This is a genomic window from Paenibacillus sp. N3.4 (genome assembly GCF_008017805.1).
Taxonomy (GTDB): Bacteria; Bacillota; Bacilli; order Paenibacillales; family NBRC-103111; genus Paenibacillus_E.
In genome coordinates this window covers 1-15628 of the sequence record NZ_VRTT01000037.1, presented here as the reverse complement: position 1 = coordinate 15628, position 15628 = coordinate 1, and the positions used below count along the sequence as shown (strand labels likewise).

At 43.5% G+C, this 15628-nt stretch carries 14 protein-coding genes, 6 tRNA genes and 1 rRNA gene; 7 read left to right on the top strand and 14 right to left on the bottom strand.

All coding sequences use genetic code 11. The features are described from left to right. Positions 1 to 70: 70 nt before the first annotated feature. Complete coding sequence (locus FU659_RS18820) at positions 71 to 853, bottom strand: nucleotidyltransferase domain-containing protein (protein ID WP_147948980.1); 783 nt, start codon at positions 851 to 853, stop codon at positions 71 to 73. Between the two features lie 308 nt (positions 854 to 1161). Then, entirely contained in the window at positions 1162 to 2277 is a 1116-nt protein-coding gene (locus FU659_RS18815; RefSeq protein ID WP_147948979.1) for a slipin family protein, read from the bottom strand. Positions 2278 to 2399: 122 nt separating this feature from the next. On the opposite strand from FU659_RS18815, the gene FU659_RS37340 reads away from it, so the two are divergent. The 3 genes from FU659_RS37340 (at position 2400) to FU659_RS18805 (ending at position 4960) form a co-directional block, all read left to right on the top strand. Further along, positions 2400 to 2522, top strand: coding sequence for a hypothetical protein (locus tag FU659_RS37340; RefSeq protein ID WP_261807909.1), 123 nt, complete (start codon positions 2400 to 2402; stop codon positions 2520 to 2522). 337 nt (positions 2523 to 2859) lie between these two features. Next, on the top strand, positions 2860 to 4173 hold the full coding sequence (locus FU659_RS18810; protein ID WP_147948978.1) for a helix-turn-helix transcriptional regulator: 1314 nt from the start codon (positions 2860 to 2862) through the stop codon (positions 4171 to 4173). Continuing rightward, positions 4160 to 4960, top strand: coding sequence for a WYL domain-containing protein (locus FU659_RS18805; RefSeq protein ID WP_147948977.1), 801 nt, complete (start codon positions 4160 to 4162; stop codon positions 4958 to 4960). The genes FU659_RS18810 and FU659_RS18805 overlap by 14 nt, the downstream gene beginning before the upstream one ends. 14 nt (positions 4961 to 4974) lie before the next feature. Here the strand turns inward: FU659_RS18805 and FU659_RS18800 are convergent, their stop codons facing one another. Continuing rightward, positions 4975 to 6000, bottom strand: a complete 1026-nt coding sequence (locus FU659_RS18800; RefSeq protein ID WP_147948976.1) for a DUF7309 domain-containing protein — start codon at positions 5998 to 6000, stop codon at positions 4975 to 4977. A gap of 646 nt (positions 6001 to 6646) precedes the next feature. On the opposite strand from FU659_RS18800, the gene FU659_RS18795 reads away from it, so the two are divergent. The 3 genes from FU659_RS18795 to FU659_RS18790 all read left to right on the top strand — a co-directional run bounded on the left by FU659_RS18795 (position 6647) and on the right by FU659_RS18790 (position 7775). After that, the gene (locus FU659_RS18795; protein ID WP_147948975.1) at positions 6647 to 6958 is read left to right on the top strand and encodes a hypothetical protein; all 312 of its coding nucleotides are present in this window, start codon (positions 6647 to 6649) and stop codon (positions 6956 to 6958) included. Between the two features lie 153 nt (positions 6959 to 7111). Continuing rightward, the gene (locus FU659_RS37335) at positions 7112 to 7267 is read left to right on the top strand and encodes a peptide-methionine (S)-S-oxide reductase (RefSeq protein ID WP_261807908.1); all 156 of its coding nucleotides are present in this window, start codon (positions 7112 to 7114) and stop codon (positions 7265 to 7267) included. Positions 7268 to 7301: 34 nt separating this feature from the next. Next, positions 7302 to 7775, top strand: a complete 474-nt coding sequence (locus tag FU659_RS18790; protein WP_261807907.1) for a peptide-methionine (S)-S-oxide reductase — start codon at positions 7302 to 7304, stop codon at positions 7773 to 7775. 59 nt (positions 7776 to 7834) lie between these two features. On the opposite strand, the gene FU659_RS18785 is transcribed toward FU659_RS18790, so the two are convergent. The 4 genes from FU659_RS18785 to FU659_RS18770 all read right to left on the bottom strand — a co-directional run bounded on the left by FU659_RS18785 (position 7835) and on the right by FU659_RS18770 (position 12583). After that, positions 7835 to 8662 carry a carbohydrate ABC transporter permease gene (locus FU659_RS18785; protein ID WP_147948974.1) on the bottom strand — a complete coding sequence of 276 codons (828 nt, stop codon included), beginning with the start codon at positions 8660 to 8662 and terminating at the stop codon, positions 7835 to 7837. Between the two features lies 1 nt (position 8663). Continuing rightward, a complete protein-coding gene (locus FU659_RS18780) occupies positions 8664 to 9548 on the bottom strand; it encodes a carbohydrate ABC transporter permease (protein WP_147948973.1) in 885 nt (294 codons plus the stop codon). A 114-nt stretch (positions 9549 to 9662) separates the two neighbouring features. Then, positions 9663 to 11021, bottom strand: a complete 1359-nt coding sequence (locus tag FU659_RS18775) for an extracellular solute-binding protein (protein WP_147948972.1) — start codon at positions 11019 to 11021, stop codon at positions 9663 to 9665. Between the two features lie 230 nt (positions 11022 to 11251). Further along, the gene (locus FU659_RS18770; RefSeq protein ID WP_147949023.1) at positions 11252 to 12583 is read right to left on the bottom strand and encodes a uracil/xanthine transporter; all 1332 of its coding nucleotides are present in this window, start codon (positions 12581 to 12583) and stop codon (positions 11252 to 11254) included. A gap of 188 nt (positions 12584 to 12771) precedes the next feature. On the opposite strand from FU659_RS18770, the gene FU659_RS18765 reads away from it, so the two are divergent. Then, positions 12772 to 13650: a LysR family transcriptional regulator gene (locus FU659_RS18765; RefSeq protein WP_147948971.1), complete on the top strand. Its 879-nt coding sequence runs from the start codon at positions 12772 to 12774 to the stop codon at positions 13648 to 13650. Positions 13651 to 14416: 766 nt separating this feature from the next. Here the strand turns inward: FU659_RS18765 and FU659_RS18760 are convergent. The 7 genes from FU659_RS18760 to rrf all read right to left on the bottom strand — a co-directional run bounded on the left by FU659_RS18760 (position 14417) and on the right by rrf (position 15423). Beyond that, a tRNA-Gly gene (locus tag FU659_RS18760) sits at positions 14417 to 14487 on the bottom strand. 102 nt (positions 14488 to 14589) lie between these two features. After that, positions 14590 to 14664: transfer RNA gene (locus tag FU659_RS18755), tRNA-Glu, on the bottom strand. A gap of 22 nt (positions 14665 to 14686) precedes the next feature. Beyond that, positions 14687 to 14775: transfer RNA gene (locus tag FU659_RS18750), tRNA-Ser, on the bottom strand. Between the two features lie 11 nt (positions 14776 to 14786). Then, positions 14787 to 14860, bottom strand: a tRNA-Met gene (locus FU659_RS18745). A gap of 139 nt (positions 14861 to 14999) precedes the next feature. After that, positions 15000 to 15075: transfer RNA gene (locus FU659_RS18740), tRNA-Asn, on the bottom strand. 3 nt (positions 15076 to 15078) lie between these two features. After that, positions 15079 to 15154 (bottom strand) — tRNA-Ala (locus FU659_RS18735). A 152-nt stretch (positions 15155 to 15306) separates the two neighbouring features. Further along, positions 15307 to 15423: ribosomal RNA gene (rrf, locus tag FU659_RS18730) — 5S ribosomal RNA — on the bottom strand. Positions 15424 to 15628: the final 205 nt, after the last annotated feature.

Sequence of the window (15628 nt, the reverse complement as noted above, 5' to 3'; positions counted from 1 at the left end):
ATACGTGCACAATCCCTGAGGGCAGCTGAACCTGTTGATAATAATTTTCTTTCATCCGGGTTAATCCTCTCTATGATCCCCAAACCTCCCTCAGTGCCTCGCGAAATAAACGATCTAATGCGGCATCCTGCTGTTCCCCCGAGACAGGGATTTGTTTGGCGGTTTCTTCAAAATAAGCGATTTGTCGCTCTAAAAATTCGTTGATTTCTCTGATTTTTGGCTCTAAGTCGAACTCGACGCCTGCCTTTTTCCTTGTTAACAACGTGTATACTTCCTGCTTTAATTTCGATTCAGGCAATATCTTTGCTACTAGCTCTTCAAAGTCCATTGGCGGCATACTGCCGCGCTCTTCTATCCATTGACAGGCAAGTATGGGGCGCAAGACATAAAAGTATTTTTTGATTTTCACGTAATCACCTTGCAAATACTCCCGAAAGTTGCCTTTAGCCATATGCAAGTAATGGTACATACTGGATCTAGGCGAAAAGGTTAAAGGCGATAGCTGGCGGATTTGCTCCGTTATACTGTGCTGCTCCAAATAGGGAATCGGTGACTGCAGCCATTCAAGCAAAGGCGGGTTCGATTTGCGAAATAGATTCAGCGCCTTCTTCAAATCCCAACCATTGATATCCAGCTGCTCGCTGATCGGGTATTCAATGACATCTCTTTTGTCAAAAATCGATAAATACCAATCCGTTGGTCTTATATAAAGAAATCTCACATCGTAATCACTGTCCTTGGACGGAAACCCCCAAGCTCTACTGCCTGATTCACACGCATACAAAATCCGTATGCCTTGTTCTTGTTCGATCCGTTTTAGTTCAATCTCAATTACTTTTTGATCCAATGTCATGGGACTCACCTCTTTCTTCTTATCATTTGGACGCAAAAAACCATGGACCACATCGTCCACGGCTGATCTGTCAAATTTAAACGAGGTACACTCAAAAAGCGCCTACGTATTCGTCATCCATCCGGCTGAGACCGACGGTAAGAAACATTTTTCAATTGTCAGGTTATTCATAGAAATTTGATTGCGAATCATATCGTCGGCCTCCTTTCCATTCATTTACAAACATCATACGTGTCATACGGGTTAACTGTCAATCCAATGGGAGCGGAAAGATTAATTATAATAATCATCCCCATTAACAAAATTTATCACTGATTTTCCATGCTTTTATTCCCAACTAGAGAGTTTAACTGCTGCAATAAGTTGCCTCCATTATGAAAAGAGATCGTTCCGATTTTATCACAAATCTTCTCCAGGAACTCCAACTCCTTCAAGCGGTACAACGTTTGGTTCTCATCCATTAGCTTCGCTGTATTCAGCAAGCTTCGGGTAGAAGCGGTCTCCTCGCGTCGCGTGATTAAGTTGGCTTGCGCTTTCTTCTCTGCCAGCAGGACCGTATTGAGGATGTCCTTGATATCTCCAGGCAGAATGATGTCCTTCACGCCGGCGGACAGGAACTCCACGCCAAATTCATTGCTCTTCTCATTCAATCGCGTCAGCACATATACGGCGATTTCCTGCTTCATTTTCAGCAAATCATCCAGCTTCAAAGTTCCTATATATTCGCGCAAAACAAGCTGCAATTGAATATACATCTGATCATCAATGGACTTGATTTCAAGTGCCCGATTAGGATTCAAAATGCGATACTGACACACAAAATTCAAGCGCAGCGTCACTTTGTCCTCTGTCATCATTTCTTGTCCGGTCAGATCCATTTGTTGTTGGCGAAGGTCAACCGTTTTCACGGCCACACCGATCGGTCCCTTCCAGAAATAATACTTTCCTGGCGCAAGCTCTCTTTGCAGAACATGGTTATAGAACAAAGTGCCGCTCTCATGGTTAGCCACATCAAAAGTTTGATAATAACCAATCAGCTTCGGAATAATCGCCAGATCAATTTCCGCTGGCAATTCAGGATGGCGTATATCAACACGCAAGTACGTATGTTTTTTCAACACATTCCAAAACGCATAACTGCCAGCCGTCAAAAGCCCGACAAAATGACCATCCTCATAATGCAGCACATATTCATGATCTTGAACCTCTACAATATCCAGTTCTTGGGCTAGCTTCTCATCATGTGTAAACAGTTGAAGATCTTTTCCCTTGACTGTAAAAGGGTGTGTCATATTCATCACAGCAACGGTATCCTCCATAAAAGGAAACAACCGATACGTCCCGGGCTGCAGAAATTTATGATAACTGCCTTTGCGAAAGAGCAGGCCGCGTTCGTCCATTTGTATCGTTACTTTTTTAAACATGTTAATCCTCCCTTGATTTTATAGACCTTTACCTAGAGTCCTCCTGCCGAGAAGACGGAATTCTGCTTAAGAATGAGCGCAGTCGAAGCGTCCGTTACCGATGATGAAAAGGATATTGAATCGTGAAGCAACCAACTTACTCTTCAACTTGCGGCAATGGCGCAGCGGTTTACTCCATCGGTATCCGCAGATTGCAAAGCCCATCGGGCAGCGCGCATAAGAAGCCACTGAGAACTCCAGTATGAGGTCCAATAGGATGTTTTGTTCTACGCTCGATTAAAAGTCGAGTGCTCTACCACTGAGCTAATCGTCTACAACGATAGGGGATTCGAACCCTGCAGGGTGAAGGTACGTCGTCAGCGATACAGTATACATGTACATAGCATGCACAGGCACTGCCGGACCTTGGGAAATCCTAGCCTAGGTAACGTTCTCCGTTCGTACTTTCTAAAGCTATCTTCGCTTATTTGCGAAGGAACGAACATGGTGAAAGTATGACGACATGTGAAAAGTTTTCCATATCCGCCAAATCTCTCCCCTGTTACAATGGATAAAGGTTGAAATAAAGAGCGAGGGATTCAGATGGCAAAAGAAAGCTTTGACAAGGAAATTCAATTTCTACGTATGCTTGTCCTTACCAGCGGAGCTTACAGCCGTCAACAATTCGCTGAACGATTAGGCATTTCTGTTCATACCTTCGATAAAACATTGCGTCGATTAAAAGAAATCGTGGCTGCGATGTATCCTCAGGTACCCGATAAGCAAAAAAAAGAATTCGCAGAGACGCTGCGCTACAGCTACTACGATTCAACCGATCCCATGCTGCTGTTCTTATTTCGGGCCAAATCACTCAAAGACTCGGAGAGCCAGCGAATCTCAACACTTCTGGCCGCGATGAATGAACAAGCGCTTACCGCCATGGAGCTTCTGGAGGTCTGTGGCAATCATCTCGCGGCGGCTGCCTCGCTGCCTGACGAGAAAACCATTCGAACCGATCTAAAGTATTTGGAAGAGGTTGGCGTAATTAAAAAGGAAAACGGAGCGCGTCCCTACCGCTATCGCATACATAATGATTTAATTCAGGAGCTTTCCCAGGATGAACTCGTCGATCTCTACGATTTTGTAGATGTCATGTCCAATACGCAAGTTCCTTCGGTACAGGGCTATTTACTTCGTGACGGATTAAAAAAACAGATGACTCGCGCGATGTCCGACATGACTCTCATTGAGCCATTCCTATACAAATATCATTACTACTCACGCATTTTAGATGAGGCTCATCTATTTACTTTAATGACGGCTATTCAGAATCGTTGCATGGTTGAATTTCTATATTTTTCACCTAAAAATTCGCAAAGCTATGCCTCGAAAAATACGAATCCTTTATTTGAACGCGACATGGAAGGAAAATGGCAAACGACTCTGCCGCTAAAAATTGTGTATGACCACCAGTATGGTCGATGGTATTTGCTTTCACATGAATCCAGGCATGGAATCAAAAAATACCGAATGGAAGGCATGACCCAAATCGAACATGGCAAGCCTGTGCCATCGCTATTTTTTGAAGAAAGAAAGCAGGATTTGGAACAGAAAATACAATATAGCTGGGTAATCGACACGGGGCGTTTGCTTCATCTGAAGGTGAGATTTTTTAATCCTGATCGTTCACAGCCTAATTTCATTAAGGAACGCGTTTTGCTTCAAGGACAGTGGGGGCAGATCACGGAGGAGCAAGCGGATTCGTTTATTTTCGAAATGAAGATTAATGGCATCACGGAGATTAAGCCTTGGATCAGAAGCTTCGGATCGAGCTGCGAGGTGCTTGAGCCTTTATTTTTTCGTCAAGAAATGATTGCAGAGTGGAAGGAGATTGGCGCTTATTATGAATCTGTTTGAGAAAATATTTAACTATCAAATTATTGCGCAGCTAGAAGATTCAGGTACTTTCATGATCACCTCACAGGAGCGTTCCTGGCTAAAAGCGATGCTGCAGCATCCTTCCGCTGCCGCTGCCTTTACACCTGTTACTTTCAACAAGCTGCAAGCGATTTTGGATGGCGAGCCTTCTTTCGATTTATCTGGCGTTATTACTGAGAAAGCCCGTAGTATGGAAAAACAAGTTTATCATCCTCATCTTCGTTCCTTACGCCGCATGATCAGCAGCCAATCCGCCATCCAACTCACGTACAGAGTGAAAGATGACCGTACGTTTTCGAATGAAATGTCGTTTCCCTATAAGCTGGAATACTCCTTGGTCAAAAAGGAATGGTACCTCACCTGGTACCATATGAGGCATCGAGCGTTGATGAGCTCTAAGCTTCAAAAGATTGAGTCCATCAGGCATCTTCCCATCTCAGCTGAACGTGTCATTGAAATTAGTCAAGACATACAGAAGCTGCTGCAGAAGCGTCAGCAGCATGCAAGCGTTGAGGTGGTACAAGCCTATAATCGAGAGCTATCACGGATTTTATATGCCTTTTCCTGCTTTGAGAAGCAAGTGGAGTATGATGAGGTACAAGGAAAATATACGGTCAGATTAACCTTTTTGAACAATGAAAGCGAGTATGTATTAAGTAAAATCCGTTTTCTCGGCAAACGGGTTCGTGTCATTGAAGGTGACCACTTGAAGAGTAGAATGCTCGAGACAACTAAAAAAGCCTTGGGACGTTACGAACCGTCCTAAGGCCAAGTTGTACTTTAGAATATTTCAGGCTTAAAATTGGCCAATAGCTCTCCTTTGGCTTCATTCAAAGCTGGCAGCTCATCCACTACACAGATACGAAGCTGTAAAGCTAGACGGATTTGGTTCATAAAGGAAGCAATATCCTTATTTCGGACCCATATTTCTTCAGGCACACATTCATGCTGCTCAATGATGCCTACTAACAGTTCCGTTATAATGTTGGGCGCTTCGGATTGCTCACCTAATTTCACGTGCATAATCTGTCCCGTCTCTTGATGAACAAATAAAAACATAGCAGGGTAATAGGGTCTGCCCCGCTTTTCTTGGGTAGGTAAAGGAATAAAGAAATAGTCGATTTCCCACACACCAGCCAAGCCCTTAATCGCTTTTTTGGCTTTCGCCAAACGCAGTTCATTCATCGGTTCAACGAGAATAGAAGCTGCTGCTTCATGGGGATTTGGCTTTAACCACTCCTCTGACCAAGTCCGATGATCCCCTATACCTACTGAGATCCTCGTTAATATCGTTGAAAAGGTTGGCTCAAGAAGAACATCACTCGAATGTCTATACCTCTCAGCCACTTCTAAGGCTTGCTCAAGTGCAATTGTAAGGAACAAAACCTGGTCTTGCGTGTGAATCGGCCAAGGGTAAAAGCCTGGTTCATACAATCGGAAAGTAGGCCAAGCCTTTGCTCCACGAAATTTTAAGCCGAGTTCTTTAATTTGCTTCAGTTCTGAAGGATGCAATTCGTCTCGATTATCAAAGGAAAGCATCAGGCAATACTGTGTATAGACGCTCCCTTCTTCCATCTCTCCGGTCAGCATATCAATAAGACCCTTCAGACCTTTACTCCCTAAATAGATAGCAAGTCCATACAGCTCACCGCCGTTTCCCATGACACAGCAGTACCCAATCTCCTTGCTATCCGGATTTTCAACCCCAAAAATGTGACTATTGCTCAGCCATTCCCAACACTTTGCTTGTTTAAAAGCTCCCGCAGCTTTATATAGTTCCTGCCATTGTTCGATTGTTGGTTTCATCTCAATGAAAGCTCCTTTAAATCATAAATTCCTTACTCTTTGATCACAAGCATCAATAACAACCGTATTTATAAGTTTATCCATAAATACTCTGAAAATCCAATCTTGCTCACTCATGGTAAGGCTTTCACGCTTATTCTAATAGTTCTTGCGCTATACCGAGCTCATAATCTAGCTTAAAAAAGAACGTTTATGCATCAATTATGCAAAACGCACGAATGCCGCATGGTTATGGGATTTCCCGTAAACAGGATTTAGCGATAATTATAAAATCATTAAGCAGTTATTCTCCTCCACCATTACAATGCTTCATGACAATAGGATCTAATAATTTGTTCTACCTAGAATAAACAACAAGATCTTAGAGGATACTATTTTAGAGACAAATCTCCAGTAAAGGAGCATCAAATATGATCTACCTATACCTAATTGGTTCAGGTATTTTAGTTATTGCCTTGATAATATCTTTCATTATCTTAAGAAGGCAACAAAACCATGAAATGGATACGAGTATGAGTAATGCTACTTATAAACATCGATTCTTAGCAAATCCAGGGATAATTGCATATGTATCATTTATTTTAATCGCTCTAGTGGTTATAGGCTATTTCATGATTAAAAATTACTAAACATCGTGGAGGCTTTTATGGATAAAAAGAGTTATTTTGTTTCTGTTCAATCCGGAACTATAATGGAGAATCAAGGCGATTCATCATATGAGTTGGAAATTAAAGCGACACAAGATGAAGTAGAACAGTTAGGAGAAATTTTTGAAGAAATGGACAATTTCGATCAATCTTCAGCCATCCAAGTATCTGCAGCTGTAGCAATTGCTTATCATCATGATGAATCTAATGATGGATATGACTATTATTTAAAAGAAGCATATCGAATGATTAATGACTTAGGAACCGAGGATACAAAGAGACATATCAGCACAATGAATATTTTATGTTAATTACCAATTTCAGATAGACCAAAACACCGGGCCACATTGTTCAACATCCTATATGCCATGCTTCGATAAATTGGACGGCATTTCAGCAGTACAGCCGTCAAGGATGATCAAATCAGGACTCTATCCCTTTTTCATCTTGCGTTTAGGAATGCTATGATAGGTACAAGAGGTGAAGACGCGGTGAGTATGAGCAGCATACAAACGGTGAGTCTTGGCATGGGTTGTTTCTGGACCCCAGATGCTCTGTTCGGACACATGGCAGGTGTCATTAGAACGCGTGTGGGATTTGCGGGAGGTTACGAGTGCTAATCCTACTTATCGACAGCTGGGCGATCACTCCGAAATGGTCGAAATTGATTTTGATCCGCAGATACTTCCGTTCGAGACCATCTTGCATGTTTTTTGGAACCATCACAATCCGATGAATATCAACGAATACAAAGGCCGGCAGTATAGATCCATCGTGCTCTATCGCGACGATACGCAACATGACGTTATCCAAAAGGTTATGTTTAAACGTGAGGATCAGGGGAAAGGAAAACCAGACACCGAGGTCGCTCCTTATACCACTTTTTATCTTGCCGAGGATAGACACCAGAAATATTATTTAAAACGTTATCCAGATGCCCTTATCAAGCTGTGGCCCCTTTTTCCAACTCCTGAAACGCTAATGAACGCCACTTTGACAGCTCGCTTAAACGGTCTAACAAAAGGATATACAAACTTAACACAAATCATAAAGGAAATTGGAGGTTGGCCCATCAGCGAGGATGACCGCAACAGTATGAGGAATCTTATTCGAACTATAAAATGGTAACAAAAACGGTCAGCCCGCATTAGCGAACCGACCGACCACTGCTGCTTTTATCATTTTCCCTAGCCTTTCACACTGCCTGATGTAACTCCTTGAATGATATGTCTCTGTAAGAGCGCATAAACAATAATAACCGGAATCGCGCTAATCATAACTGAAGCTGTGAGAGCACCGTAGTTCATTTGGAATTTATCCATGAAGGAAACAACGGCAACAGGTAAAGTCCGAAGATTTTGACTGGATAAAAATAAATTCGCCATAATGAATTCGTTCCAGTGTCCCATAAAATTCAGAATAAATACGGTCACAAGCGTAGGCAGCGTCAGCGGCATGATGATGCGCAAAAGCAATCCATATACAGAAAGCCCATCCATAATTCCTGCTTCTTCTAACTCCCTAGGGATGGATTTCAGGAACGCGGCTATGACAAATACGGATAGTGGAATACCAAAAGCTGTATAAGGAACAATTAAGGCAAACGGCGTGTTGTAAATGCCCATGTTTCTAATCATGATATACAACGGTATGAGCAGTGACGCTGGCGATATGAGTAACGATATCAGCAGCGTTCCATACACCAATTTACTCAATCTTGGATATTTCATTCTCGTGATCGCATAAGCGATTGCAGTCGCAAGCAGGATCGCGGCAGTTGTTGCAATCGTACTGATATACAAGCTATTGATAAAATAAGTACCAATCTTGGAACTCGCAAATGCATCTACATAGTTTTGAAAATTAAATTTTTCAGGCAATCCCCACGGTTTTAGAACGACTTCCGAATTGTTTTTGAATGACGAATTCAGAATAAAGAGGAGCGGATATAGGATGATCATAATATATACAAGGAGAATGAGGTGCCGGATTGTGCCATTGGTATGTCTTTTCATCTTAGTATTCGACCTCCTCAGACCTTTTGGTGAGTAAATGGAAGATTAGCGTCAACACAACAGTAAATAAGAAAATAATGATAGATATGGCATTGGCGTAGCCAAATAACGACATCGAATACGCTTGTTTATACATATAAGTAGCCATGACTTCCGAACTTCCGAATGGTCCTCCCTTCGTCATAATAAACACGATGTCCAAAGCTTTCATAGCTCCGGTGATCGAGAGCATCATGACAACAAGAATAACAGGTCGTATTAGCGGTACCGTGATGTGGCGCGCCTTCAGCCAGCCAATGGCACCGTCGATCTCTCCCGCTTCTTGCACTTCTTTGGATATGGAGAAAATCGCGGCTAAGACAAGTACGATATAAAATCCTGTCCACTGCCAGGCGTTGGTGACGAGTATAGCAATCATGGAATAACCCTCTTCGCCAAGCCATCCATGCGTCCACTTCTCAAGCCCAATTGCGCGCAGCAGTTGATTAATCAGACCGGCATCAGGATGATAAATGAACTGCCAGATCACGCCAACAATCGCAGTCGATAGTACACTAGGCAAAAAAACCGTCGTTTTATAAAAGCCGAGGAATCTGCGTGCACCGCTAATCAAAATCGCAAAGAAAATAATAATCGGAATTTGAACAAACACAGAGAATAGAACGAAATATACGTTGTTCTTCAGAGCGACCCAAAACTTCTCATCATGAAAAGCCTTTATAAAATTGTCCAAACCGTTAAACGTCGCTTCATTAATTCCGTTCCAGCTTGTTACCGCATATTTCAACGAGCTGATCATGGGTAAGATGTAAAAAGTCATATAAAGCAGCAAGGCGGGAACGACAAACAGCGCGTAGGCAAGTGGATTGCGTAATACTTTATTCATGTGATCCCCATCTTTCGATAATAATGACTTGAGCTGCAAGCAGTAATGCTTCTATGAGCAACAATCAGGACACCACCGCGTACGTGTGATGCCCTGATTGTTATTTAACCTGTATTATTTGGCGTCTTGTGCGGCTTGCACTTTCTCAGCAACTTTTTGTGGCGTTACTTTACCGCCCATCAGCTCTTCCATTGCGCCTTCCAGCGTTTTCTTAACTGCTGGAGTAACCAAGGCGTCAAAAGCCGGGAAGGCACCTTTCTTGGCGGAAAGCTGAGCTTGAACGACATCCGCGATTAAACCTTTAGCATCACCGATATCCGTCAACTTCATGGCCGGGATATTGCCGGATTCTTTTAAAGCTCTTTTTTGATTAGCTTCTGTATAGAAGTTTTTGATAAAGGCTTTAACAACTTTCAGCTCGTTGTCATTTAATTTTGAAGAGAAACCGTACCCGTTTGACCAGCCTCCGTTAATCATGTCGTCACCAGGACCGCCCATGCTCGGGAAATTGAAGAAGCTTGCGTCATCAGCTACTTTGGAGTTCTTGCCCATGATACCCGAAGATGCCCAGCTTCCATCAAACAGCATACCCGCCTGACCTGTATAGAATTTAGCCTGACCGTCTGCATATTTCGTTGCGATCACATTTTTGTCGATATACCCTTTTTGCTTCAGTTCATCCATCTTTTTAAAAGCCTCAACAACCGGAGCATCTGTCCACTTCGTTTTCCCCGCCGCGAAGCCCTCTTGAATTTGTGGCCCACCCAAACGTACAAACAACGTATTGGTAAGCATGTTAAGTACCCATCCATCGCCGGCACCGCCAGCCATGGCAATCGGTGTAATCCCTTTTGCTTTAAGCGCTTCACATACTTTCAGGAACTCATCCCAAGTCTTAGGTACTTGAACGCCTGCATCCGCAAATATTTTTTTGTTATAGAAAACGCCTTCAACAAACCCTGCTCTAGGAAGACCGTATACTTTGCCGTCAACCGTGAATTCATTCAAATTCATGAATTTGTCTTTCAATCCAAGCTCAGCAATAATAGGTGTCAGGTCAAGCAATTTGCCAGCCTTCGAATAATTCTGAGTATCAGCGCCACCGAACAAGTCAAAGATTGGAGGCGGACTGCCTGCTTGCATTTCAGCTTTTAGCTTCGTGTCGCGATTGACAACATCCTCAACGCCATCCAACTCAATTTTCAAGCCCGGCACTGCCGTTTCGGTTGCTTTTACAACATCCTGTAAAATAGCAAGATTCGCTTTCGCCGTGTCTCTGATTTCTGTATGGCGTAGAGTCATCTTGAACTCTTTAGGCTTTTCGCTTTCAACCGGCTTGGTCGTTGCTGCCGGAGCAGGTGTAACCGTCGATGTAGCGGCTGTCTTCGAGTCACCGCCGTTACCACAAGCTGCCGAAGTTGCTGCCATTGCCACAACCATTGCCAAAGATAATGCACTTTTCGTCTTTTTCATTCTTGACCTCCTAAAATTGTTTACTTGTTTGTTCCTACACTCTAATTATAGAAACGCGAACTGGTAATTTATAGGCTGACATTTCGAGCATATAGGGATAAAATTCTCCATTTAATTGGGAATGAAATAAAAATAATGTCATTTTGGATCGTATATTTATAAACTTACAAAAAAAAAGAACCTAACCTCATTTGCTTTTGGGTAGGTTCCTTTATGCATTTATTTTTCAATTACGCATTTTTCATCTCGGGAATGGCAATCGGCTCGCGCGCTGCAGGCAGCTCATATTTACTCCAATTAATCCCAGTCTCAAGCACTAATGATAGTATTACACCCATCACCAGTCCATTGCTAAACAGCGGACGAATGTATAAGGGTAGTATAGCGAAAGCCTGTGGGGGAATATTCATAATGCTGATACCTAGCAATACAGGAAGCGCAATGCGATACACAGTCTTCGAGTTGAACTGAATCCCTTGAATGGTACGAAGCGAAGTTCCGAACATTTGCAGGTAAGCAACGAACAGCACCGCATTGCCTACACTTGCAGGCAGCGACGAAAACAAGCCGCTTAAGGCCGGTATGATTCCTAATAAAGCGAACATCGCACCACCGATAATAAGTGCTTTGCGTTCCAAAATTTTGGTACTTTCCAATAGCCCTACTGAAGAGGTAAACAAGCCAAAAGGCAGAAGCCCGAAGCAAGCTGAGAAGGCTGTGAATATGCCTGTCAGCAAGTAAGAACGTTTATATTGCGAGTCCGATGTTTTGGTCTTATACAACTTCTCCACTGTCACTAGGCACGTAATGGAATTTGTCATATTAATTAAGCCAACGATAAATGCGGTTAGAATGATCCCCACCTGCATATTCGGCGCACCCCACGGGAAAAGCGAGAAAAAGGATCCGGCTTGCTCCTGCACGGAATGGACCGAAGGAAATATAAGCTCATACGCAATCCAACCGACAATAATGCCTATGAGAATCGAGTAACTGCTAATCACCCGTGATCCCTTCAAATGAAGGATGCCGACAAAAATTGCAATGACGATAGACAGAATGGCGACTTTAAGGTCCACCTCCCCCGCACTATTCAGCCCCAGCATTCCTTTGAAAAAGGTCATGACCAATTGAATCGTCAACAAGAATAAAGAGACTCCCATGACGATTGGGGTGAAAATTTTCTTCAAAAAAGAGGCAAAACCTAAGCTCCCAAGTACGATCATCGTCAAGCTCGCTAATAGAAATCCACTGGCGAGTCCGCCGCCTACCTCAGTTAAGCTCAACCCCACAGAAGGGGCCGATGCGCACAGATTGAGCACAAGCCCCCACCACAGTCCGGCAGGTCCATCCATGACGGCATACCGATGCCCCCATAGCGCTTGTAGAATACAAAGTACACCTGTCAAAATAAAAGAACGCTGTAAAGAAGCCGCGATTTCATCAGGTGCCAACTGAAAAGCATGGCCTAGAGAAAGCGGTACGACAATCGTATTCGTAAACATGAAAAATAGCCATTGTACACCGGCTAGCCAAATTTTGGGTGATATTGTTTTAAGCATTCCTATCACTGAGTTTCTCTTGACGCATGTTCCATCTTCCTTCCTTTGCACATCCTTTAGCCCTGATCTTTTGTGCAATTTGCCAAATGTATTGTGCAGAAATATGATAACATGGGATTCAACATAGGAATAATATATATTTAATTGCTAAACCATACGATTTACATATACGAATAAGGAGAAACAAGATGGATATTAGACAATTGCGTTATTTCATAGCCATTGCAGAGGAAAAGCAAATCACGGCTGCAGCGAAAAAACTACACATGGCTCAGCCTCCGCTTAGCCAGCAATTAAAGCAATTGGAGCAGGACTTAGGGGTTAAATTGTTTGACAAACGAGGAAGGTATCTACAATTGACAGAAGCAGGTACAACGCTGTACCGCTACGCAGTGAGAATTACGAAAGATATGGAGGAAGCACAAACCGAAGTCACACAAATCGGAAGTGGTGTACGAGGCAAATTAACCATTGGTGTCAATACGATATCCTATTACCAATTACCTAAAATACTGCAAACGTTTCGTGAATCCTACCCGCATATCACCTATAAAATCCAACAAAATGAGTCCTCACAACTTGCTAAGCTAGTCAAAGAAAAAGTCATTGAGCTGGCGATCATACGATTACCGCTGCTGCTTGATGATTTTTCCGTCCTGCAGCTTCAGAAGGAGTCGTTTTATTTTGTAACCTCTGAGCCACAAACGAAGGACACCCATACAATTACCCTTGAACAGATAGCAAAGCATCCTCTCATACTTCCTAGCACAGATGGACTCGGTATCTTTCAATTGATTCTAGAGGAGTTTCGCGTGAAAAATGTAAGTCCGAACATCATTGGTGAATGTTCGGACATTTCCATTCTTATGGAACTGGTATCGTCAGGCTTCGGAAGCACAATTGTCCCTGAAACGGTGCTTAAGAAGCACCGCGGCTATCGCGTGCAAGCGTTCCATATCGAAGACTCAAAAGGTTCAGCTTCTTCCGCTCTAATCTGGCTTAAGCAGCACTACTTATCGAAGGCAGCCCAACGTTTCGTTGAGCTGCTGGCTGCCGTGACGTCCTAACAGTAAATTCAACCATGGCACGATTTCAATCTTCTTTAACGCCTTACATTCTCTCTCATTCTGTTCCTCCTGATCGTTAAATTTTCCATTCTAGCACACCTCAATGACAGTAAAGTGAACAAACTTCGACAACCATACACCATAATGAGAAATGTTAAAAAAGAAACAAATGAAAAGAAGCTGCTCAAAGGGTGGAAACCTGGCGAGCAGCCTCTTTTGGGGGTCAGGAGATATGGGATTTTCTCGGACTCGTTGAGAAAGTGCTGGTAAGCTTCTATTTACACGTGATTCGGCTATTTGGAGCTTTGTAAACATCTTGGGCAGGCAGGAGGAGAGCAGCGAGAAGATTGCCATAGGTATGTCCTTGACTGTAGCCAGTCTAAGCTAACGAACCGTATGGTGCTTATCGAGGAGAAATTAGCTTGTCCATTCATCTAACGAACTGTAGCGCCCTTATGGGGTCAATGATGAGTGAAGAGATGCGCTTTTACTTGAAATAACGATTCTGGAGTTCGTTAAAACGATAACTCTTTGTATTTTGATCAAATAAGGTTTACTGAGTTCGTTAGAAAAAAGAGGCTCTCAACATGTTGAAAGCCTCACCCGGCGTTAAAGCAATTTCGGAGTTGGATAAAACGCTCAGAAGCTAACCATCTCCCCGCATCATAAAAAGGAAAATCTCAAGCAACCGAGACTTTCTCGACACCCAGAGATTCTCCATGAAATAGCTGCCAAATTATGCTTAATTTACAATCACAAAACGTTAAGCGGGCGGCGGGAATCGAACCCGCGCGATCAGCTTGGAAGGCTGAAGTTCTACCATTAAACTACGCCCGCAAAAAAAAGATGGTCGGGACAACACAATTTAGATATGCGGCTCCCTGCTCCCCATGCAGGTGCTTTACCAAGCTGAGCTAGTCGGATACTTCAAAAAAGGGATGGTGACCCGTAGGGGACTCGAACCCCTGTTACCTCCGTGAAAGGGAGGTGTCTTAACCACTTGACCAACGGGCCTAATATCTTAGAAAAACACTGACGGAGAGAGAGGGATTCGAACCCTCGCACCACTTACGCAGTCTAACCCCTTAGCAGAGGGTCCCCTTATAGCCACTTGGGTATCTCTCCAATTCAATAAGTAGCGGCAGAGGGGCTCGAACCCCCGACCTTACGGGTATGAACCGTACGCTCTAGCCAGCTGAGCTACGCCGCCATAGGAACAATATATCTTAAGAAAACGGAGAAGTAGGGATTGGAATCCTCGAGATGCCTCTCTTGCTTGCACGATTTCCAATCGTGCTTCTTCGATGAGCGGACCCTTCTCCATGATAAGCTTGGTACTTAAAAGAAATTGGCTCCCCGAACAGGACTCGAACCTGTGACAACTCGATTAACAGTCGAGTGCTCTACCAACTGAGCTATCAGGGAATATGGTGGAGCCAAGCGGGATCGAACCGCTGACCTCCTGCTTGCAAGGCAGGCGCTCTCCCAGCTGAGCTATGGCCCCTCGTTATTACCCACTTGATTATGGGCTGTATGGTGGACTTTAATGGATTCGAACCACCGACTTTAGCCTTATCAGAGGTGCGCTCTGACCAGCTGAACTAAAGGTCCCTATATTTCACAGGGTGGCAAAAAAAATACCCCAAAGGGGTATCTGCTTGGCAACGATCTACTCTCCCAGAACCCTGCGGTTCAAGTACCATCGACGCTGGAGGGCTTAACGGTCGTGTTCGAGATGGGAACGCGTGGGTCCCCTCCGCCATCATCACCAAACTAAGAGTTTTGCGAAAGCAAAACTTACTTCGAAAGCTTAAGCCTTCGTCAAAGCGTTTGTTTGCGCCTTGAAAACTAGATACGAAACGTTGCGTAAAGTTTGAATTGCTTAGGTTTTCTGGGCCCCAATCAAGTATTCGGAATTCGCTACAAAGCTTATCTTCACTTGGTTGGGATTAGGTTAAGCCCTCGACCGATTAGTATT